The sequence below is a fragment of the Kurthia huakuii LAM0618 genome (genome assembly GCF_000505545.1).
Lineage (GTDB): Bacteria > Bacillota > Bacilli > Bacillales_A > Planococcaceae > Kurthia > Kurthia huakuii.
This window is the reverse complement of the sequence record NZ_AYTB01000002.1, coordinates 218,137-244,349: the sequence shown is the minus strand read 5'-3', so window position 1 is coordinate 244,349 and position 26,213 is coordinate 218,137. Positions and strand designations below refer to the sequence as shown.

Sequence of the window (26,213 nt, the reverse complement as noted above, 5' to 3'; positions counted from 1 at the left end):
TTTTAAACGAGTACATCGCCAGGCGCTGTAAAATGTGACAGTAGCTCGGCATCTGGTAATAGTGCACCTGTGGCAGTTTTTTTCGATGATAAAAAACGCACATCCGTCACAATAATTTCCGTCGTATAGACGCGCTCTTCTTGCTTGTTAATATACGAGCTGCTTTGCAGGCGCCCAGTAATACTTACAAGCGAGCCTTTGCCGCAATATTTTTGCATATTTTCCGCCGCTTTGCCCCAAATTGTACATGTTAAAAAATCTGCTTCAATCATTCCTTGGTTATTTTTAAAATGACGATTTACAGCAAGCGTAAAACGCGCTACGGGCTGCTGTTTTTCGCCAACATAGCGTACTTCCAAATCCTTTGTTGTACGGCCAACACACGCAACTTGATTCAGTTGAATCACCTCCATGCGCTTACTATACAGGCATTGTGCTAAATATCGTAATCGCCATAACTGAGAAATAATACACTTTGACAATTGATTTCTTAAATACGCCCCCCTTTTAGCCGTTAATCGATATTGTTTTCTCAAATATCGCATATGGTATACTTTTACTAATACTCTCTACACGAAAGGCGATGAATCATATGAAAACGTTTAAGCTGATGTCTTTTGAAGTGTTTCAACACGATGGTTTTAAAAAATATCCGTTAGAAGATGGCATTATTATTAATCAAGAAAGCAGCCATCAATCATGGGTGCTCGAAATTTTTGTTGATGCAAGCTATGGCGATGATTTCCAAATGTATATTGGTACCGACACGATTTTAGAAGCACGTGCGGTCATTTCATACCCAGACAATGAGCCCGCTTCGTTCCGCGTTCTCGTACAGGGCATGGAAAAAACGAGCGATGGCCGGATGTCGATTCTCTTTAAAGGGACGCTAAAAACGCAAAATCGACAGCAGTATGCGGAATTGCTACTTGCTCATCTAGTAAACAGCGGCCTTACCGGCGAAGAATTACTAACGCATTTTGCACGCGATATGAAACGTCGTCCACGCATTAAGGCGTAAAAAAAGAAGGCTAGCCCTAGGGAATTGACTCACAAAAATGGGACAGTGAAAAAGACAGTTCTTTTTAGCTGAATTTGACGGACGCTTTCCTAGGGCATGATGGAAGCCTCCTCGCTCGCAAGCTCACTGCGGGGTCTTCCGCTCATGCTATTCCCCGAAAAGTCGCCGTCAAATTCTTGTTTAACTATCTTTTTTCGGTACACAACTGAGGAAAGGTCGTTTAACGTTGTCAAAATCCCTTCAACATAAAACGTTTCCATGATGGCGTTATCAGCGGGCTTGCCTTTACAAGACATGCTCATGATAACGCCTTTTCTTTAACTGCTTGCTGATACGTATGCATCTATCATTTCATTCAATGGCTTTCCTTTTGTTCGTATGAATACGTTTGTTTTTTTGCCCATCAAAAAAACACTTCCAACGTTTTTATACGCTGAAAGTGTTTTTCGCTTTTTAATCTGCTTTTGGTCCAATTGCAAATAAAATATCACATTCACAAACGAGTTCCCCGTCAACTGTCGCAACAGCGTGACCTTTCCCCATTTGGCGGCGAAGTCTCGTAAATTCAACTTCCATTTTTAATTGGTCCCCAGGAGTTACTTGGCGTTTGAAACGCGCATTATCAATTCCTGTTAAAAAGGCTAAATGCCCTTTAAATTCATCTTTAGAAAGTAGCGCAACGCCACCTACTTGCGCAAGTGCCTCAACGATTAACACACCTGGCATAACTGGATAACCCGGGAAATGCCCTTGGAAAAATGGTTCGTTAACGGAGACATTTTTTAAACCGACAGCGCGTACACCCTCTTCCATTTCCGTAATGCGATCTACGAGTAAAAATGGGTAGCGATGCGGTAAAATTGCTTGAATTTCTGTTGCGTTTAACATAGATTAGTATCCTCCTAGTAAAAATTATTACCTGATACTAATAGTATACCATAACTACTCTGTTTTACCATTCATGATATCAAAGATGTGCGACCATGTTGCTGGATTTAACACTTGTACGGGATTGCCATTACCAATGCCGCCGTAGCCAATCATCGCGCCAATAATCGCGACGATTAAAAATAATACAACGACGATAATAATACGCAAAATCCACGATGTAAAATTCATTGTGACGATAGGTTGTTCCGTCAATACGTCTTGTGGTTGTTCTTTTTTTACGTTGCGATTTTGACGTTTTTGCATACGCGTCTGTTTTGTTTCTTCTGTCATTCAAATAACTCCTTTATTCTGTTATCGAATGCTATTAACAAGTCCCATCATTTGGTCCGCCATCGAAACGGTACGAGCATTAAATTGATACGAGCGTTGTGTCTGCATTAAATCGCTCATCTCTTTCGACATATCAACATTTGATTGTTCTAACATGCCATTTTCAAGCGCAATTTGATTACGATTATTGCCAACTAAATCTTCTAATATCTCGTCAATATTTAAATCTAAATCTACAGCATTTTCAGGCAATGTAAAATACGTGCCTGATAAATGTGATAAAACTTCTGGACGATTGATTTTCGTTACGCCAAATGCAATTCGTTCCGTTCCGCCATCTTTATACGCTACTTGCATGACGCCATTATTGTCCATGCGAACGTCCTCTAATTCACCGCGGAACTGAATTGGATTGCCATCTGCATCAAGCACATAGCTACCATTTTCATCAACTAAGTTGGACGTACCATCATCATTTACTGATAATTGGAAGTCCCCTTGTCGCGTCCAGACGATTTGTTCTGGTTCGCCATTTAGTTGATGGTTGTTCATTTGTACATTAAAGAAAAGATTTTCATCGGTAAACGCAAAATCTAAAAAGCGATCCGTCGTTTGTAGGCTTCCTTGCTTCGTTACGAGCTGTGTTTGTGCGATTTGTGCACCAACCCCAATACGAACACCTAAAGCGGTCTGACGAGGCGCATTGTCGGCTTTATCGTTGTTAAATTGTTGATATAATAACTCACCAAATGTAGCATTCTTAGCTTTATATCCTGACGTATTTGTATTCGCCAAGTTATTCCCAATAATATCAAGTTTCGATTGTAATTGCGACATCGTGTTTGCTGCTGAAAACATCGTGCGATTAACCATTTATGTCTGCCCCCTATACCTTTCCAATCTCATTAACCGCTTTATCCATACTACGGTCATAAGCTTGCAACATCTTTTGATTCGCTTCAAATGAGCGATAGGCTGACATCATTTCCGTCATCGTAGAACCTGCATCAACATTCGATTGTTCGATATATCCTTGTCGCATCGAGAAAGCAACGTCATTATCATCATAAGCTGATGCTAAGTCATTACCGTCCTCACTATAGTATAACCCATTATCTTGTTTAATTAACGTATCAGGGTCCTCTACATAGGCGACGTCAAGTTGCGCAATAAGTTCATTATTTTCTAACACACGACCATCTTCGGTAATCGTATAATCATCGGATGTCACTTGAATTGGTTCACCTGTTGTTGACAACACATAGTTGCCACCTGTTGTCACAAGCGAGCCTTCGCTATCAACGGTAAAGTTCCCATTTCTAGTATACGCTTCTGCGCCGTCTGTTTGTAGACGGAAATATAGCCCACCTGTACGGTCATCATCGCCTCGAACTGGTAAATATTCATCAACTAATGCGACATCTGATTTTAGACCTGTTTCGACTAATTGGCCTTGCGTATAATCCGGAATCGTCTCCTGCATATAAACGCCAGTCCCGATTGTACCGATTTTTTGTGCTGCCATTGGATTAAAACCATTTTGTAAATTGGCCTTGCCATTTTTTTCGATTGCTGATAACAACATATTCGGAAATGCACGCACGGTTGATTGATCTGCTTTATAACCAGGGGTCGATGCATTCGCAATGTTATTTGATAACATTTCTGTGCGACGTTGTTGTGCAATCATTCCTGTTGTAGCTGTGTAAACCCCTTTAAACATCGTTCCAAGTCACTCCTTCTTATACTCCAACCAATTTTTTGCTAGTTGCTATTTTATCTATATTTTCTAGTAAAATTCCCGTACCATCTGCTACGCAACTCATCGCATTTTCGGCAACGAATACCGGCACGAGTAATTCATCTGTTAATAATTGTGCTAAACCATACAATAATGCGCCACCGCCTGTCAGCATCACACCGCGGTCAATAATATCCGCTGACAATTCTGGTGGTGTTTTTTCAAGGACATTTTTAGCTCCTTGTACAATTTGATGTACAGATTCTTTTAATGCCTCATATATTTCATCAGACGTAATGGTTACTGAACGTGGTAAACCGTTAATCATATCACGTCCGCGAATATCAGTTTCTTCTTGGCGAAGCCCTTTTACTACCGTACCTACTTCGATTTTAATACGCTCTGCCGTATGTTCACCAATTAATAATTTATGATGTTTTTTTACATATTCTGCAATATCTACATCGAATGTATTTCCTGCAACTTTTAGCGATTGTGCCGTGACAACGCCGCCGAGTGATAACACAGCAATATCCGATGTTCCTCCACCAATATCAATAACCATATTGCCATATGGTTGGAAAATGTCCATTCCTGCACCGACTGCTGCTACTTTAGGCTCTTCTTCTAAAAAAATATTTGCGCCGCCAGCTTTTTGCGCCGCCTCACGAATAGCTTTTTGCTCAACTGACGTCACATCTGACGGACAGCAAATTAAAATACGTGGGCGCTTTGACCAGCGACCCCCTAAATTTAATGAGCTAATAAAATGCGTCAGCATCGCTTCTGTTGTATCAAAATCTGCAATGACACCGTCTTCTAACGGTCGCACCGCAATGATGCTGCCGGGTGTGCGCCCAACCATCAGCCTGGCTTCTTCGCCGACAGCTAACACTTTTTTTGATTTTTGATCCAATGCCACTACAGAAGGTTCATTTAATACGACCCCTTGTCCTTTTACATAAACTAATACGTTCGCCGTCCCTAAATCAATTCCGATATCATTTGAAAACATCCCCATGTTTCCCCTTCCATGTCGTTATATAGTAGATATTTAGTGAAAAAAGCGTAAATTTCATATGTACCTTCTTTAAGTGTAACATAGGAAATAAAGACGAATATAGAGTATATTTAGTGAAATTTGTGAGCCTTCTCTACGAAAACGATCACACTACAATAAGGCATTAGCCCTAATATATCCCCCTCATATTATGTGTAGGTACACCTCTCAAGACTTAAGCCATATGAAAAAGAGAGCAGGAATAACCCTACTCTCTTTCAATCCTTCTCAGACCATTAAAATAAAATCAAATAATAGCAATACTAAGCCTTTTGAAGTTCTTTTGCGTCTGTTGTTTCTGTTTCAGTGTCGATACGTTCAATATCTGCACCTAATGCTTTTAATTTGCCGTGGAAATCTACATAACCACGATCTAAGTGTTTTAATTCAGAAACGCGTGTTACACCCTCTGCTACAAGACCTGCAAGGATAAGAGCCGCTGCTGCACGTAAGTCAGTTGCTGCTACTTCTGCGCCTTGTAATTGCGTAGGACCTTCAATGACAACTGAACGACCATCGATTTTTGCATTTGCATTCATACGACGGAATTCTTCAACGTGCATGAAACGATTTTCGAATACTGTTTCTGTTACCATGCTGCTGCCTTGCGCCACTAACATTAATGACATCATTTGCGATTGCATATCTGTTGGGAAACCTGGATGTGGGATTGTTTTTACATCTGTCGCTTTTAATGGATGTGTTGCGCGAACGCGAACGCCACCATCTTCAAGTTCTATAATTTCAACGCCCATTTCACGCATTTTCGCTACTAAAGCTGTCATATGCTCAACTTCTGCATTTTCAACGATCACATCGCCACCTGTGATTGCTGCTGCTACCATGAATGTACCAGCTTCAATACGGTCAGGAATGATGCTATGTGTTGTACCGTATAATGTTTCTACACCTTCGATACGAATTTTATCTGTACCTGCACCGACTACTTTACCACCCATTTCATTGATAAAGTTTGCAAGGTCGACGATTTCTGGTTCGCGCGCTGCATTTTCAATGACTGTTGTACCTTCTGCCAGCGCTGCTGCTGTCATTAAGTTTTCAGTTGCGCCAACTGAAGGGAAATCCATATAGATTTTAGCGCCTTTTAAACGACCATCTGTAGTTGCTTCTACATAGCCATGTCCCATTGTAATCGTTGCGCCCATTTGTTCGAAGCCTTTTAAGTGGATGTCGATTGGACGAGAGCCAATTGCACAGCCGCCTGGCATTGCTACGCGAGCAAAGCCGTTACGAGCTAATAGTGGACCCATTACTAGGATTGACGCACGCATTTTGCGCACAAACTCAAATTGTGCCTCCGAGTTAATGTCGCGTGATGCATCGATATTGACGATATTTGTTTTTGGATCGTATGTTAAATCTGCATTTAAACTTTTTAACACTTCATCGATTGTATACACGTCTGATAAGTTTGGTACATTTTTGATTACGTTTTGTCCTTCTGATGCCAGTAATGTTGCAGCAAGCACTGGTAGTACAGCGTTTTTAGCGCCTTCTACTCGTACTGTACCGTTTAAAACATTGCCGCCTTTTACAACGATTTTTTCCACTTTTTGTCCCTCCGAATGTATTTATATCAAAAAAATTTTCATCATCTATTCATTGTTAATTATTAATGTCTGTTGTCAATTATTAGTAGCAAAACACATATAATAATACATGGTTTTCTAAGGATTGACAAGCATCCAAAACACTAAATTCAATTAGCCATAATAAATTTTAACATAAATCTATTACGCATGCCTACTTCCATCATATTATTCCCTGGGAAATAGTAAATTATTCACGTCCTATTAACAATACTCATTTATCTGGGATGAAAAAATTTTTCACGTGGATTTCTATTATAAGAACGCAAAAAATTACGAAGAAAATAAATAACTTAGTTGTCTAGCCCACCCTGTAAATTCCAGGAAAACCCTCGATGCCGCCCCTCCAATTGCAATACTAAGTAATACTAAAATAAGTTGCGTTTGGAAAACATGATTTTTTTTAAAAATTTGGCTATACATTAAACTTTGCAATCCATAAAATGTGATTCCCATAAAAAAGATATGTGACAATAAACTAAACAGTGCGTTTTGCCCAATCAATGTAGACACTTCACCCATTAAAATTAACCTTCCTTTCATTACGAATACCTATTTAAAAAATATAGAAACTCGACTACTTCCGCCTTAAGACTTAGTCGAGTTTTTTTGGTGTTTCTTCTATTATTATATTCTAGTTTATTTGTGTCGATTTTTCGACGGAAAGGCTCGCATAGATAACAATATTACGCCACTTTCTTTTCAGAAAAAGTGAAACGAGAAATTTTTTCATACTATCCATTTTCATACATAAATAGAATTTCATTATTTACTGAAAAGGGTTGTTCGATATAATTCATTTTCAGCATTCTTAATGAGTCGATGTTTAAGACTGTTTACTTAGAAAAATAGGCTTTCTTCTTATTTATATGCACGTTTAACACGACAGCTTTGACGTTATCATAGCTTAGCTCTTTACGTCCGTATCGCGTAATCGTGTCTGGCTAACAGCGTCCAAAACAATGACTTGCCATATGAGTCAACAGCGACCATCCTTTTTCAATATGGCTTTTTAGAGCTATGCATATCCGCTAAAATCGCCGTATCTTTGCAATTAAAAAAACGAGTAGATCCCGGCCGGAAATCTACTCGTTTTATATAGTAAGCACAGAGCTTAAATGTTACCCTCTTTAACGTTGATACGATTAATCGCGCGGTTAAGAGCTAACTCGGCGCGCTTAACATCGATGCCGTCTTTTTTCGCTTGTAGGCGTTGTTCTGCACGTTTAAGTGCTTCTTTCGCACGAGCAAGGTCAATATCTTCGGCAACTTCAGCAGAAGGAGATAGAATTGTAACTTGTTCAGGGCGGATTTCTACAAAACCGCCAGTAACTGCTACTAATTCAGTCTTATTGTCCGCAGTTTTCACGCGTACAATACCAATAGCAAGTGGTGCTACAGTAGGAATGTGTCCTGGTAAGATACCCATTTCCCCAGAAGTAGCACGAACGCTTACCATTGCAGCTGCTGAATCGTATACTGGACCGTCAGGAGTGACAATGTTGACTACAGTGGTCTTCATATTTTCTTCCTCCTAGTCCCTTTGATTAAAGTGTTACGCCTAAGCCTTTAGCTTTTTCGATAACGTCGTCGATGCCGCCAACTAAGTGGAAAGCTTCTTCAGGGAATTTATCGTATTTACCTTCAAGAATTTCTTTGAAACCTTGAATAGTATCTTTTACTGGAACAAGAGAACCTTTTTGACCAGTGAATTGTTCTGCTACGTGGAAGTTTTGAGATAAGAAGAATTGGATACGGCGTGCGCGGCCAACTAATACTTTATCATCATCAGATAATTCATCCATACCTAAGATAGCGATGATATCTTGTAACTCGTTGTAACGTTGTAATGTTGATTGAACTTTACGCGCTACGTCGTAATGTTCTTGACCAACGATTTCAGGTGCTAATGCACGAGAAGTTGATGCTAATGGGTCAACCGCAGGGTAGATACCCATTTCAGATAATTTACGTTCAAGGTTAGTTGTTGAGTCTAAGTGAGCGAATGTTGTAGCTGGAGCCGGGTCAGTGTAGTCATCGGCTGGTACATATACCGCTTGAATAGAAGTAACAGAACCTTTGTTAGTAGAAGTGATACGTTCTTGTAATTTACCCATTTCAGTTGCAAGAGTTGGTTGGTAACCTACAGCAGAAGGCATACGACCTAATAATGCAGAAACCTCAGAACCCGCTTGAGTGAAACGGAAGATGTTATCTATGAATAGAAGTACGTCTTGTCCCATTTCATCACGGAAGTATTCAGCCATTGTAAGACCAGAAAGTGCTACACGCATACGAGCACCTGGTGGCTCATTCATTTGACCGAATACCATTGCAGTTTTAGTAATTACGCCTGCGTCAGTCATTTCGTAGTAAAGGTCATTACCTTCACGAGTACGTTCACCAACACCAGCGAATACTGAGATACCGCCGTGACCTTTGGCGATGTTGTTGATTAATTCTTGGATTAAAACGGTTTTACCTACACCGGCACCACCGAATAGACCGACTTTACCACCTTTGATGTAAGGAGCTAATAAATCGACTACTTTAATACCTGTTTCAAGAATTTCTACAGAAGTAGATAATTCATCGAATTTTGGAGCTTCGCGGTGAATTGGATCGCGACGAACTGAAGCTGGTACTGGTTCTTTACCTGCTTCTAAATCGATTGGATCGCCTAGTACGTTAAATACGCGGCCTAGAGTTTCTTCACCTACTGGTACTGAGATTGCAGCACCTGAGTCAGTTACGACTGCACCACGACGTAAGCCATCAGTTGATGCCATTGCGATCGTGCGGACAGCGTTGTCACCTAAATGAAGAGCTACTTCTAATGTAAGAATAGTAGGTTCTTCGTTAGGTTTTTTAATTTCTACAGTTAGCGCGTTATAAATTTCTGGTAGTGTACCTTCGCCGAATTGTACGTCGACTACGGCACCCATAATTTGAAGAACGTGTCCTGTGTTCATTATGCGTTTCCCTCCTATCAAAATCTACAGGGATCAATGCAAGGTGAAAGCCTATTCTAAGGCAGCTGCACCTGCAACGATTTCTGTAATTTCTTGCGTAATCGCCGCTTGACGCGCACGGTTATACAATACTGTTAAGTCATTAATTAATTCTTTTGCGTTGTCTGTTGCGTTTTTCATTGCTGTCATACGTGCAGCATGTTCACTAGCTTTCGCATCTAATAATGCACCGTATACTAAGCTTTCCGCATATTGTGGAAGTAATACTTCTAAGATTTCTTCGCCTGATGGCTCGAATTCGTAAGAAGCATTTGTAGTAGCTGGTGCGATATCAGTGATTGGTAGTAATTTGCGTTCCATGAACACTTGTGACACAGCATTTTCGAAATGCGCGTAACACATTACTACTTCATCAATTTGACCATCTGTGAACATACCAACAGCAGTACGAGCAATACGTTTAATGTCAGCGAAAGCAGGTTGGTCTGGTAAACCGATTTCAGAATCGACTACGTTATAACCTTGTTTCGTGAAGAACTCTGATGCCATACGACCTACTGCGAAGATAACCGCTTGATCTTTCGATTGGTTACGGTCCTCCATTGCAGTGATTGCTTTACGAATTGAATTCGTGTTGAAAGCACCAGCAAGGCCACGGTCAGAAGCGATTACGATGTAAGCAGTCTTCTTAACTGGGCGTTCTACTAACATTGGGTGAGAAGCAGCTGTACCATTAGCGATTGCAGCTACTACGTCTTGAATTTTATTCATATATGGAACGTATTTTTTCGCGTTACGCTCTGCACGTGCCATCTTAGAAGATGATACTAAATGCATCGCTTGCGTGATCTTCGAAGTAGACTTCGTAGAGTTAATACGTTGTTTGACCTCACGTAATGTTGCCATTGATATTTCACCACCTTATTATTTTAAGTTAGTCACAAGAAAGATTATTCAGCTGAACGAGCGAAAGTTTTTTTGAATGCTTCAATAGTAGCTTTCATATCTTCGTCTGCTGGAAGACCTTTCGTATCTTTGATTTGACCTAAAATGTTTTTGTGGCCTGCATCGTTAGCATCTAACCATAAGTTGAATTCTTTTTCGAAACGTACGATATCTTGTACCGGAATGTCATCTAAGAATCCTTTAGTTAATGCGTAGATGATTGCAACTTGTTTTTGAACTGGGATTGGTTTGTTTAAGTCTTGTTTTAAAACTTCAACAGTACGTTTACCACGTTCTAAGCTACGAGCTGTCGCTTCATCTAAATCTGAACCGAATTGTGCGAATGACTCAAGTTCGCGGAAACGAGCTAAGTCAAGACGTAAAGTACCGGCAACTTTTTTCATTGCTTTGATTTGCGCAGAACCACCAACACGAGATACAGAAAGACCTGGGTTGATCGCTGGGCGTACACCAGAGTTGAATAAGTTAGATTGTAAGAAGATTTGACCATCTGTGATTGAGATTACGTTTGTTGGAATGTAAGCACCGATATCACCAGCTTGAGTTTCAACGAATGGAAGAGCTGTGATTGAACCACCGCCGTAGTTTTCGTTAAGACGAGCTGCACGTTCTAATAAACGAGAGTGTAGGTAGAATACATCACCAGGGTAAGCTTCACGACCTGGAGGACGACGTAATAATAATGAAAGTTCACGGTAAGATGCCGCTTGTTTAGAAAGATCATCATATACGATTAATACGTCTTTACCTTGTAGCATTAATTCTTCAGCCATTGATACACCAGCATAAGGAGCTAGGTATAACATTGGAGATGGAGAAGATGCTGACGCAGTAAGAACGATTGTGTAATCTAATGCACCATGTGCACGTAAAGTTTCTACTAAGTTACGAACTGTAGATTCTTTTTGACCGATTGCAACGTAGATACAAATTACATCTTGGTCAGCTTGGTTGATGATTGAGTCAACTGCTACAGATGTTTTACCTACTTGACGGTCACCGATGATTAATTCACGTTGACCACGGCCAATTGGAACTAATGCATCGATTGCTTTGATACCTGTTTGTAATGGTTGGTCTACTGACTTACGAGCCATTACACCGAAAGCTGGACTTTCGATAGGACGAGTTTTTGTTGTGTTGATTGGACCTAATCCATCAACTGGTAAACCTAATGTGTTTACAACACGACCAATTAGTTCTTCACCAACTGGTACTTCCATAATACGGCCTGTACGTTTTACTTCGTCGCCTTCTTTGATACCATCACTTGGACCTAGAATAACGATACCTACGTTATTAGCTTCTAAGTTTTGTGCCATACCAAGAACGCCTGTAGAGAACTCTAAAAGTTCGCCTGACATAACGTTATCAAGACCGTGAACACGAGCGATACCGTCACCAACAGTGATGATTGTACCTACTTCGCTTACTTGCATTTCAGATTGGTAATTTTCCATCTGCTGTTTAATAAGTACACTGATTTCTTCAGCTTTGATGCCCACGTTTGTCACCTCTCAAAATTGTTTTCGGATTAACCGATTAATGTTCGTTTTAAGCCTTCTAATTTAGTAGCAATAGTGCTGTCATAAATTAAATTGCCGACTTGTACTTTGATACCACCAAGTAATGATGGTTCAATTACGTTTGTAATATGAAGCGTATTTTTACCAACTTTTTTCGCAAAAGTAGTTGAAATACGGTTAAGTTCATCTTCTGATAGGGTAGTTGTTGAATAAACAACAGCTTCCGCAGCACCAGATGCATTGTAAGCAAGTGTCATGTACTCGCTAATGATTGCTGGTAACTCATGGATACGACCCTTATCAAGGATTACTTTAAGTGCGTTAAGCACGATTTGTTCTGCACCAGCGAAAACTGTATCAAACAGTTGACGCTTTTGTGTAGTTGGGATTTTAGGAGAATCTAAAAGAATCATAAGTTCTTTATTTTCGCCTAAAACTTTTTTGATTTCTGTTACGTCAGCAGTAACTGCTGCAACAGAATTCGTAGAGTTCGCTAACTGAAAAAGTGCTTCGGCATAGCGTTTAGCTGCTGGTGATTGACTCATCGAGCTTCCCCTGCCTTCGCAATCGTTTCTTCGATAAGAGCACGATTATCTTGTTCAGATACTTCTTTAGAAAGAACTTTAGAAGCAGCAAGTACTGAAAGTGATACCACTTCTTCGCGTACTGCAGCGATAGCTTTTTCACGTTCTGCTTCGATATCACGTTTAGCAGATTCTTGTAAACGCACAGCTTCATTTTTAGCTGCAGAAACAATCTCTTCTTTTTGCATTTCAGCTTGTTTCTTAGCGTTTTCAACAATCGCTTGTGCTTCGTTTTGAGATTTGTTTAAAAGGCTACGTTGTTCTTCTAAAAGTTGTTGAGATTCTTGACGATTCTTTGCAGCTTCGTCTAAATCGTTTGCGACTTGTTCTTCACGTTTTTGCATGATACCCATTAAAGGACCCCATGCTACTTTTTTCAGGATTGCCATTAAGATAATGAACATGATTAAAGTGAACGCGATGTCACCCCAGTTCACACCTTGGTGTCCGGCAGCTCCTAGTACTAGATGATCTAGAAACACGATTGTTTCACTCCCTTCAAGAGCTTATAAAATTCATTGTTACTCACACAAATCTTACTTATAAAAAGTAAAACACACTGTTCTACTAATAGTTAAATCAATAAGCTACGCTTAAACTATCGCTAGAAACCTTGTAGCTTAGCAGGTTATTTGTAAAACATAAAGGAATGGCGAAGCTATACTTCGCCATTTTTATCGTAATAGAAATTATTTGTTCATTACGATGAATGCGATTACTACCGCGATGATTGGAAGGGCCTCTACTAAAGCGACACCGATGAACATTGTTGTTTGTAATAGACCTTTTAATTCTGGTTGACGAGCGATACCTTCTACTGTACGACCTACGATAAGACCGTTACCAATACCTGCACCAAGTGCACCTAAACCAACTGCGATTGCTGCTGCGATTAAACCTAAACCTGCCATTGTAATGTTTTCCTCCTTGGAAATAATAAAATTTTTTTTGGTTGTCAGCTGCCTAGTTTCCTAGACAATTTTATACTAATGGTCCTTGCTCACTTTGTGAGAAATATAAACCATTGTTAACATAACGAAAATGTACGATTGGATCGTACCGATGAAGATAGAGAAACCTTGCCATGCTAATGTTGGAATGATAGCTGCGATAATACCAGCTCCGCCCCACATGCCCGCAAGACCTGCAAGTAAGCCTAAAAGAACCTCACCTGCGTAGATGTTACCATAAAGTCGAAGACCTAATGTTAATGTGTTTGCAAATTCCTCGATCAATTTGATTGGGAATAACCACCACATCGGTGTGAAGAATGTTTTTGCATAGCCGCCTAAACCTTGTGCTTTAATACCGTAGTAGTTAGAAAGAACAATGATCATGACTGCAAATGTCAATGTGATTGCTGGATCGGCTGTAGGTGATTTCCACCATAAGTATCCATCAACTTGAATTGAGAATGGTAAACCTAACATATTAGATACGAAGATAAACATAATCAACGTGATACCTAAAATGTGGAATTTACCACCTGTTTTCCAGTCCATGTTGCTGCCGATAATGCCTCTTACGAAGTCCATTAACCACTCCATAAAGTTTTGCATACCAGTTGGTTTCATTGCTAACTTACGTGTCGCTAATACAGCGATTAGTAAGACGATTAAACAAGTGATTGTAATCATCATTAAGTTAGCTGGGTTGAAACCTAATCCCATGAACTCAAAATACGGATTTAAGTGATTCATTTTTGTGTGTTCACCTCTCTTTCGAATGCGCCGAGCTTATTGGTTTTTTAAGTGAAATACGATCCTGTCCACTAAAAGCAGAACGTACGGAATCATTAATCCAATGATCGTGCCGCCAACACTAATGTACTGCGGATATGTGAGCGCAAGCGCAACACCTAACACAGCAGAAGCGAAGCGAATAAGGGTTCCTAAAGAACGAACTTTTTGACCCTTTTCTACTTTACGACCAAAGCTTTCCATTTTCCGGATCAGATTCCAAAAATTAAATAGACCGCAAAGCGCACCTAATGCGAGACCAGCGAATACTTGTTGATATGTCGTAAAACCCCAGCCTAACGCGCATACGAGAAGAAACAAAAGAATATACTTTTTAATCCTTCTATAAATGAGATGCATTTCTACCATTGGCCTTTAATCTCCTGAATCTTTTTTCGAATGATGGAAGTACTAGCTGACCACCGGTAATTACCGGATAAGTAGCGTTAAACTACAAATGCGGGAGGGATACAAGCTCCCTATATGTGAGAGATAAGCTTTTTACGAAACCCTTTACATTCCTAAATCGTCTAAAGAAACGCCAATAAATATGCGAATAATCGTATTTTTTACTCAAAAATATGCATTCCCACATATTGGCGCCTTTTCTAATAAAAGTTATAGTAGAGGCATAATAAGCTTAACCAATTTTAACCCTTTGTTAGCATACAATAGTGAATATTTCATGTCAATTGCTTAGAGTGAAAAACTTCACAAGCAAATAACTTTTGTCGATTTGTTGACAAATTTGTGTAAAATTTGAGAAACGTTGTTATGTCAACGTTTTCGAAACACATGAACGAGCTTTTTCGATACATTGAAAAGAGAGAACGTACAGTCCTTTTCACTAACTATTATTGTAAGAAAGTAATTAGCGCTTTTACAATACGTTCTGACGCGTGTCCATCACCATATGGATTTGACGCATGCGCCATTTTTTTATAAGCCGCCTCATCTGTAAGCAAATCTGTTGCTAATTGATAAATTTGTTCCTCATTAGTCCCCGCAAGTTTCAGCGTTCCCGCCGAGATCCCTTCTGGCCGTTCCGTCGTATCTCGTAACACGAGTACCGGCTTCGCAAGCGAAGGTGCCTCTTCTTGCACGCCACCAGAATCCGTCATAATCATAAAGGATTTGGCAGCAAAGTTATGGAAGTCAAACACATCTAGTGGTTCGATTAGGTGCACCCTGCTCTCCCCCCCTAGCACGTCGTTTGCGATTTCGCGCACGACAGGGTTCATATGAATTGGGTACACAACTTCCACATCTGCATGATCGTGTAGCAAGCGTTTAATAGCACCGAAAATATGACGCATTGGTTCGCCAAGATTTTCACGACGATGTGCCGTTAATAAAATCATGCGCCCCCCTGCTATCTTATCTAAAATTGGATGCGTATACGAATCGTCTACCGTTGTCTTTAAGGCATCGATAGCGGTATTCCCGGTCACGACGATTGCGCCCTCTTGCTTATTCTCACGAAGAAGATTTTGTTTTGCTTGTTCAGTTGGTGCAAAATGAATATCGGCCATCACACCTGTAAGCTGACGATTCATCTCCTCAGGATATGGCGAATATTTATTGCCCGTACGAAGTCCAGCCTCTACATGACCAATTGGAATTTGGTTGTAAAATGCAGCAAGACTTGCGACAAATGTCGTCGACGTATCTCCATGTACAAGCACGATGTCTGGACGAGCTTCTTTCATAATTGCATCCAAGCCTTCTAAGCCACGCGTTGTGACATCGATGAGCGTTTGACGTGCTTTCATGATATTGAGATCGTAATCAGGCGTAATCTTAAACGTTTCAAGCACTTGGTCAAGCATTTCTCGATGCTGTGCTGTCACCGTCACGATTGTGTCGATTTCTTCGTGCTTTTTCAGCTCTAGTACGAGCGGCGCCATTTTAATCGCTTCTGGCCTCGTCCCAAATACTGTCATGACTTTCCACTTCGACATTTCTACACCGTCCTCAAATTATTTTGTACCAAATAAACGGTCCCCTGCATCACCTAAACCTGGAACGATGTAGCCGTGGTCATTTAATTTTTCGTCTTTTGCCGCGATGTAAATATCAACGTCTGGGTGCGCTTTTTGTAATGCTTCTACACCTTCTGGAGCTGCGATTAGACACATAAATTTAATGCTTGTAGCACCGCGTTTTTTAAGTGAATTGATTGCTTCAATTGCAGAACCACCTGTTGCTAACATTGGGTCAACAACGTAGAAATCACGTTCTTCAATATCTGCTGGGAATTTTGCATAGTATTCTACTGGTTGTAATGTTTCTGGGTCGCGGTATAAACCAATATGAGCGACTTTTGCAGCCGGAATTAGTTTTAACATACCATCTACCATACCTAAGCCTGCACGTAGAATTGGTACGATGGCCATTTTCTTACCAGCTAGTACTTTTGTTTTAGCAGTAACAACTGGTGTTTCTGTTTCTACTTCTTCAAGTGGCATATCGCGCGTAATTTCAAAAGCCATCAATGTAGCGACTTCGTCTACTAATTCGCGGAATTCTTTTGTACCTGTATTTTTGTCGCGAATGAAAGTTAATTTGTGTTGAATTAATGGATGATCAAAAACGTATACTTTACCCAATGTGAAACACTCCCTATAAATAATTATCTTATCTATTATAGCAGAAAAAGCATTTTCTTTTATGTCATTTAAGCGGAAAATCTTTTTTATGAGAATACGCCTATTTTTTTTGAAGTTGCTGTATTGCTTCACACAATTCACCAAAAAACAGTTCTCACAAGATTGCATATTTAAATAGAAGAAACTTACATTTCCTAGAATATTTGCGCACACCCTGTTCTCATAATTTCACTAAAAAACATAATTAAACACAACGGTGCAAAAAAAGACTATGACTACTGCTATCCCCTATCGGAGCGCATGTCAAAGAAACATGCGATTGCACGTCACTTTAATTGAAGTCATAGTCTTTTTATTATTAAGCGTAGATTGGGTATTTATCAGTTAATGCTTTTACGCGTGCTTGCGCATCTGCTTTTACTGCTTCATCTTCTGGGTTTTTAAGAACGGCTGCGATTAATGCAGCAATTTCTTTCATATCTTCTTCAACAAAGCCACGAGAAGTGATTGCTGGAGTACCGATACGTACGCCTGAAGTTACGAATGGTTTTTCTGGGTCATACGGAATACCATTTTTGTTTGCCGTAATATTTACTTCATCAAGTAATGCTTCCGCTACTTTACCAGTTAAGCCTAAAGAACGTACATCTAATAGAAGTAAGTGGTTGTCAGTACCGCCAGAAACAAGGTCGATGCCTTCAGCTTGCAATGATTCGCCAAGCACTTTTGCATTGTTAATTACTTGTTGTGCGTATGCTTTGAATTCAGGTTGTAATGCTTCACCGAAAGCAACTGCTTTACCAGCGATTACGTGCATTAATGGACCACCTTGAATACCAGGGAAGATTGATTTATCAATTTTCTTAGCCCATTCTTCTGAAGTTAAGATCATACCACCACGTGGACCGCGTAATGTTTTATGCGTTGTTGTTGTCACGAAGTCAGCATGTGGTACTGGATTTGGATGTAGACCTGCTGCTACAAGACCAGCGATGTGTGCCATATCCACCATGAATAATGCGCCAACTTCATCAGCGATTTCACGGAATTTCGCAAAGTCGATTTGACGAGGGTACGCACTAGCGCCAGCAACGATTAATTTTGGTTTGTGTTCTAATGCTTTTGCACGAACATCTTCGTAATCGATTACGTTCGTATCTTTTGTTACACCGTATTCAACGAAGTTGTATTGAACGCCAGAGAAGTTGACTGGGCTACCATGTGTTAAGTGACCACCATGAGCAAGGTTCATACCAAGCACTGTATCGCCTGGTTCTAAAACAGTGAAGTACACAGCCATGTTCGCTTGTGCGCCAGAGTGTGGTTGTACGTTTACATGTTCTGCACCGAATAATTGTTTTGCACGATCGCGCGCAATATCTTCCACGACATCAACAAATTCACAGCCGCCATAGTAACGTTTACCTGGATAACCTTCTGCGTATTTGTTTGTAAGTACTGAACCTTGAGCTTCAATAACCGCTTCTGAAACGATGTTTTCAGATGCGATTAACTCGATGTTTGCTTGTTGACGCGCAAACTCTTTTTCCATCGCTTCGAATACTGCTGAATCTTGTGCTTGTAAATTTTCTTGTGCTGCAAGTTTTGCCATTACTCTTTTCCCCCTAAAATCTTTTTGATTTATATGAACACCTTATTTAGATGTTGCTAACGTATATACTGCGCGTTCGCCGCCGATTAATTTCGGGCGAGTCTTCGCTGCTGTGACATTCGCTTCGCCAATTTTTTGAATCGATGTACGAATCGGAACAGCCACGCGTTTTAAATGCATACCGATGAGCGTTTGCCCAATATCAATGCCAGCGTGTGCTTGTACTTCCTCAACGACAACCGCATCTTCCAAATGACGATACGCGTACGTTGACATAGAACCGCCTGCTTCGCGAACAGGAACGACCGCTACCTCTTCATAGCCATATTTTTCCGCAGCCGCGCGCTCAAGTGTGATGGCGCGATTTAAATGTTCACAGCCTTGGAAAGCTAGGTAAATCTCGTGCTTGTTAGCGAAGGCTTGGAGTGGTTTAAATAATGCTTCTGCAATTTCCATACCACCAGCCGTACCAATTTTTTCACCTTTCACTTCAGATGTAGAACACCCGATGACGAACAGTTGACCTTTTTTAAGCGGTGCCTGTTCTACAAATTCATCGAGTAAAGTTTGAAGTTCAGTTTCGATTTGTTGTAGAGTCATGCTTGTCACCTCTTAGTTTTCAGCTTCAATTTCAGTAATTTTGCTAACACGACGCTCGTGACGACCGCCTTCAAAATCTGTTGATAACCAAATATCAACGATGTCTAATGCTAAACCTGGTCCGATAACACGTTCGCCCATTGCGATAACATTTGAGTCATTATGACAACGAGTTGCTTTCGCTGAGAATGTGTCATGTACTAATGCACAGCGTACGCCTTTTACTTTGTTCGCTGCGATAGACATGCCGATACCAGTGCCACAAATTAAAATTCCTTTATCAAATTCACCGCTAGCTACACCTTCAGCTACTGGTTTTGCAAAGTCAGGATAATCAACAGAACCGTCCTCTTTTGGTCCAAAGTCTGTATATTCATAACCTTTTGCTTCTAAAAGTCCTTTAATTTCTTTACGTAAGTTGTTACCACCGTGATCAGATGCGATTGCAATTTTCACAGTTATCCCTCATTTCTTAATCTTAGTCAAAATCAGTGTACCACTTATCTGAATAGAATAACATCTTTATAAACTGAATTTTAGGAATAAATTTTCATTGAAAAACGAACATTTAAGTTATTAAATAAGTGAATATATGTATTTTAAAATGAAATTGACATGATATGCGATTAATAGACTTGGATAATTCGTATTTTATCAAGTATTTGCCGGTTATACAACCTAAAAAAGATGATTCTGTATCAAATACAGAATCATCTTACATGACTGCGTTAAATTCGTTCGTAAACGAGCACTTCTATTTTATGCTAACGATGGAATTTTGCGATGACTTCGTAAAGTTCGCGCGTTTGATAATTGACATCTTGCATCAAACGAGTCATTTCCTCAATAGCTTGCACTTGTTTTTCAGTCGCCTGTTGAACATCCCTTGTACCAGCGGATGTTTCTCTTGCGATTGCCGCCACTTCTTGTGATTGTGCTGCTGTTTGTTCAAGCATATTGCGCTGGCGATCTGCGAGATGCGAAATTTCAGTCACCGATTTCGCTACTTCATGAATCATCGCCGTCATCCCATCAACTGCTTCGGTCGTCGCCGTTACACGCACAACCTCTTTTTCCGTTGTCGTCACTTGTTCATGCATCGAAGTGACGACCGTTTTGACGTCACCTTGCATTTTATGAATTAGCTGCGTAATATTATGCGCGGCTTCTGAGCTACCATCGGCCAACTTCCGCACTTCCTCGGCCACAACAGCAAAACCTTTCCCATGTTCGCCGGCACGCGCCGCTTCAATAGAAGCATTAAGCGCTAATAAATTCGTTTGGTCAGCAATTGAGCTAACAAGTTGAATAATATTTTCAATTTCAGAAGCATTTTGTTCAAGCTGTAAAATTTCATCAAGCGATTGGCGATTGCTCTCGACCATATTTTTGACGCCGCCAACAAGCAAGTTAATTTGTTCAGTAGCAGTTGATAATTCTTTCACCATCAACTGCGACGTCGCGTGCGATGCGTCGACATGCGTGCTCACGGCAGTCGTAATATCACTAACATCTTCTAATGAATTCGCTGTAAGTTGTACCGCATCTGAAGACTGCTCGGCACCGGCTGAAATATCAGAAATCGTTTTAGCAATGGCATCCGTTTGCATCGTTGCTTCTTGTGTCCCAGATGATAGTTTTTGCATACTTGTATTCGTCGCTTCAAAATTTTCTTCAATACGTGCCACCATCAAACGTAGATTGACAAGCATCGTTTGGAAGGCGTTTGCGAGCGACTGCATTTCATCATTCGTTTGTGGTATGTCAATATCGCGGCCAATTTCACCACGCGCGGCGGCATTGGCAACTTCTTCAAGCTGTTGCAACGGGCGTACAAGTACGATGCCTAAAATAGCCGCTAAAATACCTGACCAAATAATACCTAATAAATACGTAACGATTTCAAACACTTTACGATTTGTTTCAGGGAAAAACATCGGTTGCACATATTCGATAAAGAGAAAACTAACGCTGTATGTAACGATGGCTAATGCCACCACAAAGACGATTAACTTTTTTCGCAAGCCAAATTTCACACGCTTTTCCATCATTCTTCCTCCCTTAACGCCATTTTTGAACTGCTAATTCAATAAGTTGCGACAACTCGTCAAATGTTTTGCGATAAACAGCCGTCGAGCCACCATAAGGGTCACTGACATCGCCATCACGATCTAATGCGTATTCCTTTAATGAGAATGTTTTGTCGGCCACATGTGGATACGCTTGCAGTAAGCCATTTTTATGCGACACTGTCATCGTTAAAATCAAATCGGCCCATGCTAAATTTTCTTCGGTCACCGTAGACGTTTCATGCGGCATCCACATATCTTGCTCCTGCAATACTTGTGTTGTCCCTGTAGACATCACGCCACCAGGCAGCGCAAAAATGCCGGCTGATTTCACTGTAATATCGTCCATTTTTTTCGTTGCTAAGATTGCAGCTGCCATCGGACTGCGACATGTATTTCCTGTACAAATGAAATAAATATTCATGCTTTTTTCCACCTTTCTCTATTTCATGTAATTATATTGATTATAAGCTATTTTAAGTCGAAAATCACAAAAAAGAAGGTGCTATCGCCAGAACATCAAACTTCTGCCATAGTGCCTTCTTATTTTTAACATATATAATGTCCTATATTTTGTACCAATGCCCACCAGCTGATTTTTCGAGACGGTTCATAATCGCTGCCCCAACATCGTTTTTATCGGTTACGGTTGCGAGAACAATATCTGCTTCGGTCGCATTACACGCGCGCAAGGCATCATATAAATGCGCGGCCATTTGTTCATGCGAGCCATCGCCAAACGTAAAGAACCAATCTGCTGCAAGTGTACTAAAAGTATCTGGTGCTAACAAAGCGACCTTTTTGCCCTGCGCATGAAGTGTAGTTAATGCCTCGCGCACAGTCGCCACATCGTTTGCGATTTGGAACACTGGTGCATCTGGTGCGTAGTGTGTATATTTCATACCAGGCGCTTTTGGTGCACCTGCTTGTTGTTCAATATGCGTTGGTTCATTGACCGGGCCAATGACCGCTTCAAACATTTCTTTCGTAATACCACCGGGACGTAAAATCGTCGGTGTCTCAAGTGTTAAATCGATCACCGTTGATTCGACGCCAATACCCGTCGCACCGCCATCTAAAATAAGTGGTATACGACCGGCTAAGTCTTCCTCAACATGAACGCCCTCTGTCGGACTTGGCTTACCACTTGTGTTGGCACTTGGCGCAGCCACAGGTTCATCCAATTGTCGTAATAATCGCAGGGCAACAGGATGATCTGGCATACGAATCCCGACCGTATCAAGACCCGCTGTTACTTTTTGTGATAACGTTCCTGGCTTCACATGGCAAATAACCGTTAGTGGTCCCGGCCAAAACGCAGCCATGCATTTTTTCGCCTTTTCAGAAATGTTATCTACATAACGCTCTAGTTGCTCAAAGTTCCCAATATGCACGATTAATGGATTATCCGATGGACGCCCCTTCGCTGCATAAATCGCCTTCACTGCCTCATCATTTGTCGCGATTCCACCAAGACCATATACGGTTTCAGTCGGAAATGCGACAACCTGACCTGCTTTTAATAAGGCCACTGCTTCATCAAAAGCAGGGTCCTCTATTACGCCATCTACGATTAGTCGTTTTGTTTCCATGTTGTTGATTCCTCACTTAGTTAGTTAATTCGCAAAATACCATCCGGTCCTGACCAAACATATCCTTCACAACTTCGACTTTTGCATCATCGAAATGCTTGCGGAAAAAGTTTGCGACGGCATTGCCTTGTAAATAGCCGATTTCGACACCAATCAGTGCTGGTCGATTCATGATTGGTGGCAAGCTTTCGGCTAATTTACGATACAACATCAAGCCTTCTTCATCTGCAAATAACGCCGTATGTGGTTCATGTTTGATAACTGAATCATCCATGACATCGACTTCAGATTCTGCAATATATGGTGGATTTGATAGGACAACATCCCATTTTTCACCGGCAATTGGCGCCGTTAAATCGCCTTCTAAAAAGCGTATATCTGCCTGCAGCTCGCTCGCATTGCGACGCGCTACAGCAAGTGCTGCAGCTGAAATATCCGTTGCGGTTACGCGTAACTTTGCGCATTCCTTTTTCATCGAAATCGCAATCGCGCCACTACCGGTTCCGATATCTGCTACGGCAAGATCATCCTGTTCAAATAACGCGCGCATACGCTGTAATGCATAATGTACAAGCTCTTCTGTTTCGGGACGTGGAATTAAGACGTGTTCATCGACATAAAATGAACGACCATAAAATTCCTCATGATGCGTAATGTACTGGACCGGCATACCAGCGATATGTTCATGTACCGCCGCTTCAAATTGCTCACGTGCTGCAGACGATAATTCATGTCGCATGCCGATGACTAAATGCGTATAATCGACATCTAGCACATACTGCATTAATAGCTGTGCGGCACGCGTTTCACAATTTGCCTCTTCTAAAATAGAAGAAGCCCAATCAAGGGCCTCAAAAACTCGCTTAGAATCGTTGTTCATTTAGAGCATCCAATTTTTTAGCTTGTTCTTCCATAATTAATGCGTCGATAACATCGTCTAATTTACCGTCGATAATTTGGTCTAATTTTTGGATTGTTAAACCGATACGGTGATCCGTCACGCGGTTTTGTGGATAGTTGTACGTACGGATACGTTCTGAACGGTCACCTGTACCAACAGCTGATTTACGTTCTGCATCGTATTTTGATTGTTCTTCTTGTTGTAATTTATCGTAAACACGTGCGCGAAGGATTTTAATCGCTTTTTCACGGTTTTTAAGTTGTGAACGCTCATCTTGCATCGCTACGACCACGCCTGTTGGAATATGCGTCATACGAACAGCTGATGCCGTTTTGTTGACGTGCTGACCGCCAGCACCTGATGCGTGATAAATATCAACGCGAATATCTTTTTCATTCAAATCAAGTTCTACTTCAGCAGCTTCTGGCATGACAACAACTGTTGAGGTAGACGTGTGAACGCGACCTTGTGATTCTGTTTCCGGAACACGTTGTACGCGGTGCGCGCCACTTTCATATTTTAATTTAGAGTATACGTCGCTACCTGAAATCATAATGACAATTTCTTTGTAGCCGCCAAGCTCTGTTGGGTTAGCTGATACGATTTCTGTTTTCCAGCCTTGTGCTTCTGCGTATTTGCTATACATACGGAATAATGAGTTCGCGAATAATGCGGCCTCATCACCACCCGCTGCCCCGCGAATTTCCATGATAATGTTTTTACCATCATTCGGGTCTTTCGGGATTAATAAAATTTTCATTTTTTCTTCTAAATCAGGAATTTGTACTTCAAGTTCTTTTAATTCTTCTTGTGCCATTTCCTTCATTTCAGCGTCATCTTCCATATCAATTAAATCTTTGGCATCTTGAATTTGTTCTTTAATTGATTTGTATTCGCGATAAACGGTTACAGTTTCTTGAATATCTGATTGTTCCTTTGAAAATTGCGCTAATTTTTTTGAGTCAGATACGATATCTGGGTCACTAAGAAGCTCGTTTAAACGTTCATAACGGTCTTCTACTGCTTGTAGGCGATCAAACATATACTTTCACCTAGTCCTTTCTGTTAGCTATCTATTGTTTAGTGTGTATTAAAGTTAAATTACTTCCTCAATTAGTATAAAGAAAAAGAGTAACACATGCTACTCTTTTCAAAAATTGCACTCTCTTCATTTTACTACGAAAGTGTCTTCGTGAATCATTAATTTACTTCGTCTAACTGTGTTGCCCCTACTGGCACATAATGATGATGGCGACAACGCGGTTCGTAAGCTTCTGAAGCTCCTACTAAAATGACCGGGTCATCCGCCTTCGCTGGTTCGCCATTAATAAGGCGTTGTGTGCGGCTTGCAGGCGAGCCACAAACGCTACAAACAGCTTGTAGTTTCGTAACTTGTTCGGCGATGGCCATTAAAAATGGCATCGGACCAAACGGCACACCTTTAAAATCTTGGTCTAAACCCGCTAAAATAACGCGGTAGCCATGGTCAGCAAGTTGTTGAACCGTTTCGATAATATCTTCTCCGAAAAATTGGGCTTCATCAATGGCGATTAAGTCATACTCATCATCGATATAAGACCACATTTCCTCTGTTTTTTCAATTGGATGTGCAATCACTGTCGTACCGTTGTGACTTACGACCGCTTCCTCACTATAGCGATTATCGATTTTTGGCTTAAAGACCGCAATCTTTTGTTTCGCAAATTGGGCGCGGCGCACACGGCGGATCAGTTCTTCCGATTTTCCAGAGAACATACTGCCGCAAATTACTTCAACCCAGCCATTTTGTGACATAACGTACATGGTGAATAGGCTCCTTCCTAAAAATATCTACTCTTTATCATAACAAAAAAGAGCTGACGTACTGCTCTTTTTTTAATAATTATTTGTTATGTACGAACGAAAATCTTTAAGTAATAACGCAATTCATACTACACGATTTTCGTATCGCAGGCAAGAAAAATACCTGCTACGCAACATGTGCATAGCAGGCATAATTTCTACTTAAACAATGATTATTTAAGGTTGTATTTTTTGTTGAAGCGGTCAACACGACCATCAGCAGATGCGAATTTTTGACGACCTGTGTAGAATGGGTGACATTCGTTACAGAACTCAACGTTGATAGTTTCTTTTACAGAACCTACAGTAAATTCGTTACCGCATGAGCATGTTACAGTTGCTTGTTTGAAATCTGGGTGAATACCTTGTTTCATAGTTAGCGTTCTCCTCTCGCCCTGAACCATCTGGAACAGAGTTATTATATACGGTTGCCTTACACGACCCATTGAAACGCCGTATATGCAACACACAATATTTGCATTATGAAATCATAATAACAAATCTGTTATCTAAATGCAATCAATTTTTTTCAACGAGGAAATACATTA

The 26,213-nt window shown here is 40.7% G+C and carries 30 protein-coding genes; 1 reads left to right on the top strand and 29 read right to left on the bottom strand.

Annotation, left to right across the window (positions count from 1 at the left end):
- Positions 1–2: 2 nt before the first annotated feature.
- Positions 3–413 carry a single-stranded DNA-binding protein gene (locus V514_RS0101265; protein WP_035944094.1) on the bottom strand — a complete coding sequence of 137 codons (411 nt, stop codon included), beginning with the start codon at positions 411–413 and terminating at the stop codon, positions 3–5.
- Positions 414–592: 179 nt separating this feature from the next.
- Here V514_RS0101265 and V514_RS0101260 point away from each other — a divergent pair, with 179 nt between their 5' ends.
- Positions 593–1,021, top strand: a complete 429-nt coding sequence (locus tag V514_RS0101260; protein WP_029497847.1) for a YwpF family protein — start codon at positions 593–595, stop codon at positions 1,019–1,021.
- Positions 1,022–1,474: 453 nt separating this feature from the next.
- On the opposite strand, the gene fabZ is transcribed toward V514_RS0101260, so the two are convergent.
- The 28 genes from fabZ to rpmE form a co-directional block, all read right to left on the bottom strand.
- Positions 1,475–1,909, bottom strand: coding sequence for a 3-hydroxyacyl-ACP dehydratase FabZ (fabZ, locus tag V514_RS0101250; RefSeq protein ID WP_029497843.1), 435 nt, complete (start codon positions 1,907–1,909; stop codon positions 1,475–1,477).
- A gap of 54 nt (positions 1,910–1,963) precedes the next feature.
- The gene (locus V514_RS0101245) at positions 1,964–2,242 is read right to left on the bottom strand and encodes a DNA-directed RNA polymerase subunit beta (protein WP_029497842.1); all 279 of its coding nucleotides are present in this window, start codon (positions 2,240–2,242) and stop codon (positions 1,964–1,966) included.
- 21 nt (positions 2,243–2,263) lie between these two features.
- Positions 2,264–3,115, bottom strand: coding sequence for a flagellar hook-basal body protein (locus tag V514_RS0101240; RefSeq protein WP_029497840.1), 852 nt, complete (start codon positions 3,113–3,115; stop codon positions 2,264–2,266).
- 13 nt (positions 3,116–3,128) lie between these two features.
- A complete protein-coding gene (locus V514_RS0101235; protein ID WP_029497839.1) occupies positions 3,129–3,965 on the bottom strand; it encodes a flagellar hook-basal body protein in 837 nt (278 codons plus the stop codon).
- Positions 3,966–3,984: 19 nt separating this feature from the next.
- The gene (mreB, locus tag V514_RS0101230) at positions 3,985–4,998 is read right to left on the bottom strand and encodes a rod shape-determining protein MreB (protein WP_029497838.1); all 1,014 of its coding nucleotides are present in this window, start codon (positions 4,996–4,998) and stop codon (positions 3,985–3,987) included.
- 308 nt (positions 4,999–5,306) lie between these two features.
- On the bottom strand, positions 5,307–6,614 hold the full coding sequence (gene murA / locus V514_RS0101225; protein ID WP_029497837.1) for a UDP-N-acetylglucosamine 1-carboxyvinyltransferase: 1,308 nt from the start codon (positions 6,612–6,614) through the stop codon (positions 5,307–5,309).
- Positions 6,615–6,926: 312 nt separating this feature from the next.
- Positions 6,927–7,175 (bottom strand): DUF1146 family protein, encoded by a 249-nt coding sequence (locus V514_RS0101220; RefSeq protein WP_029497836.1) that lies wholly within the window; start codon positions 7,173–7,175, stop codon positions 6,927–6,929.
- A 592-nt stretch (positions 7,176–7,767) separates the two neighbouring features.
- Positions 7,768–8,175 carry a F0F1 ATP synthase subunit epsilon gene (locus V514_RS0101215; RefSeq protein ID WP_029497835.1) on the bottom strand — a complete coding sequence of 136 codons (408 nt, stop codon included), beginning with the start codon at positions 8,173–8,175 and terminating at the stop codon, positions 7,768–7,770.
- A gap of 25 nt (positions 8,176–8,200) precedes the next feature.
- Positions 8,201–9,625 (bottom strand): F0F1 ATP synthase subunit beta, encoded by a 1,425-nt coding sequence (gene atpD / locus V514_RS0101210; protein WP_029497834.1) that lies wholly within the window; start codon positions 9,623–9,625, stop codon positions 8,201–8,203.
- A 51-nt stretch (positions 9,626–9,676) separates the two neighbouring features.
- Complete coding sequence (atpG, locus tag V514_RS0101205) at positions 9,677–10,531, bottom strand: ATP synthase F1 subunit gamma (RefSeq protein WP_029497833.1); 855 nt, start codon at positions 10,529–10,531, stop codon at positions 9,677–9,679.
- A gap of 44 nt (positions 10,532–10,575) precedes the next feature.
- Positions 10,576–12,096, bottom strand: coding sequence for a F0F1 ATP synthase subunit alpha (gene atpA / locus V514_RS0101200; protein ID WP_029497832.1), 1,521 nt, complete (start codon positions 12,094–12,096; stop codon positions 10,576–10,578).
- 29 nt (positions 12,097–12,125) lie between these two features.
- Complete coding sequence (locus tag V514_RS0101195) at positions 12,126–12,662, bottom strand: F0F1 ATP synthase subunit delta (protein ID WP_029497831.1); 537 nt, start codon at positions 12,660–12,662, stop codon at positions 12,126–12,128.
- A complete protein-coding gene (locus tag V514_RS0101190) occupies positions 12,659–13,183 on the bottom strand; it encodes a F0F1 ATP synthase subunit B (RefSeq protein ID WP_029497830.1) in 525 nt (174 codons plus the stop codon). Before V514_RS0101190 ends, V514_RS0101195 begins: the two co-directional genes overlap by 4 nt.
- 207 nt (positions 13,184–13,390) lie before the next feature.
- Positions 13,391–13,612 (bottom strand): F0F1 ATP synthase subunit C, encoded by a 222-nt coding sequence (gene atpE / locus V514_RS0101185; protein ID WP_010287050.1) that lies wholly within the window; start codon positions 13,610–13,612, stop codon positions 13,391–13,393.
- Between the two features lie 75 nt (positions 13,613–13,687).
- Positions 13,688–14,401 (bottom strand): F0F1 ATP synthase subunit A, encoded by a 714-nt coding sequence (gene atpB, locus V514_RS0101180; RefSeq protein WP_029497829.1) that lies wholly within the window; start codon positions 14,399–14,401, stop codon positions 13,688–13,690.
- 36 nt (positions 14,402–14,437) lie between these two features.
- Positions 14,438–14,809 carry an ATP synthase subunit I gene (locus V514_RS0101175; RefSeq protein ID WP_029497828.1) on the bottom strand — a complete coding sequence of 124 codons (372 nt, stop codon included), beginning with the start codon at positions 14,807–14,809 and terminating at the stop codon, positions 14,438–14,440.
- 485 nt (positions 14,810–15,294) lie between these two features.
- Positions 15,295–16,401: a non-hydrolyzing UDP-N-acetylglucosamine 2-epimerase gene (wecB, locus tag V514_RS0101170; RefSeq protein WP_029497827.1), complete on the bottom strand. Its 1,107-nt coding sequence runs from the start codon at positions 16,399–16,401 to the stop codon at positions 15,295–15,297.
- An 18-nt stretch (positions 16,402–16,419) separates the two neighbouring features.
- The gene (gene upp / locus V514_RS0101165; protein ID WP_020189098.1) at positions 16,420–17,049 is read right to left on the bottom strand and encodes a uracil phosphoribosyltransferase; all 630 of its coding nucleotides are present in this window, start codon (positions 17,047–17,049) and stop codon (positions 16,420–16,422) included.
- 358 nt (positions 17,050–17,407) lie between these two features.
- Entirely contained in the window at positions 17,408–18,661 is a 1,254-nt protein-coding gene (gene glyA, locus V514_RS0101160; RefSeq protein WP_029497825.1) for a serine hydroxymethyltransferase, read from the bottom strand.
- A gap of 42 nt (positions 18,662–18,703) precedes the next feature.
- A complete protein-coding gene (locus V514_RS0101155; protein WP_029497823.1) occupies positions 18,704–19,261 on the bottom strand; it encodes a TIGR01440 family protein in 558 nt (185 codons plus the stop codon).
- 12 nt (positions 19,262–19,273) lie between these two features.
- Positions 19,274–19,717 carry a ribose 5-phosphate isomerase B gene (gene rpiB / locus V514_RS0101150; protein ID WP_029497822.1) on the bottom strand — a complete coding sequence of 148 codons (444 nt, stop codon included), beginning with the start codon at positions 19,715–19,717 and terminating at the stop codon, positions 19,274–19,276.
- Between the two features lie 308 nt (positions 19,718–20,025).
- Positions 20,026–21,312 carry a methyl-accepting chemotaxis protein gene (locus V514_RS0101145; RefSeq protein ID WP_029497821.1) on the bottom strand — a complete coding sequence of 429 codons (1,287 nt, stop codon included), beginning with the start codon at positions 21,310–21,312 and terminating at the stop codon, positions 20,026–20,028.
- 10 nt (positions 21,313–21,322) lie between these two features.
- A complete protein-coding gene (locus V514_RS0101140) occupies positions 21,323–21,754 on the bottom strand; it encodes a low molecular weight protein arginine phosphatase (protein ID WP_029497820.1) in 432 nt (143 codons plus the stop codon).
- 142 nt (positions 21,755–21,896) lie between these two features.
- Positions 21,897–22,922, bottom strand: coding sequence for an L-threonylcarbamoyladenylate synthase (locus tag V514_RS0101135; RefSeq protein ID WP_029497819.1), 1,026 nt, complete (start codon positions 22,920–22,922; stop codon positions 21,897–21,899).
- 16 nt (positions 22,923–22,938) lie between these two features.
- Positions 22,939–23,802 (bottom strand): peptide chain release factor N(5)-glutamine methyltransferase, encoded by an 864-nt coding sequence (prmC, locus tag V514_RS0101130; RefSeq protein ID WP_029497818.1) that lies wholly within the window; start codon positions 23,800–23,802, stop codon positions 22,939–22,941.
- On the bottom strand, positions 23,786–24,865 hold the full coding sequence (prfA, locus tag V514_RS0101125; RefSeq protein WP_029497817.1) for a peptide chain release factor 1: 1,080 nt from the start codon (positions 24,863–24,865) through the stop codon (positions 23,786–23,788). Before prfA ends, prmC begins: the two co-directional genes overlap by 17 nt.
- A gap of 158 nt (positions 24,866–25,023) precedes the next feature.
- The gene (locus V514_RS0101120; RefSeq protein ID WP_029497815.1) at positions 25,024–25,626 is read right to left on the bottom strand and encodes a thymidine kinase; all 603 of its coding nucleotides are present in this window, start codon (positions 25,624–25,626) and stop codon (positions 25,024–25,026) included.
- A 212-nt stretch (positions 25,627–25,838) separates the two neighbouring features.
- The gene (gene rpmE, locus V514_RS0101115; protein ID WP_029497814.1) at positions 25,839–26,039 is read right to left on the bottom strand and encodes a 50S ribosomal protein L31; all 201 of its coding nucleotides are present in this window, start codon (positions 26,037–26,039) and stop codon (positions 25,839–25,841) included.
- Positions 26,040–26,213 lie beyond the last annotated feature (174 nt).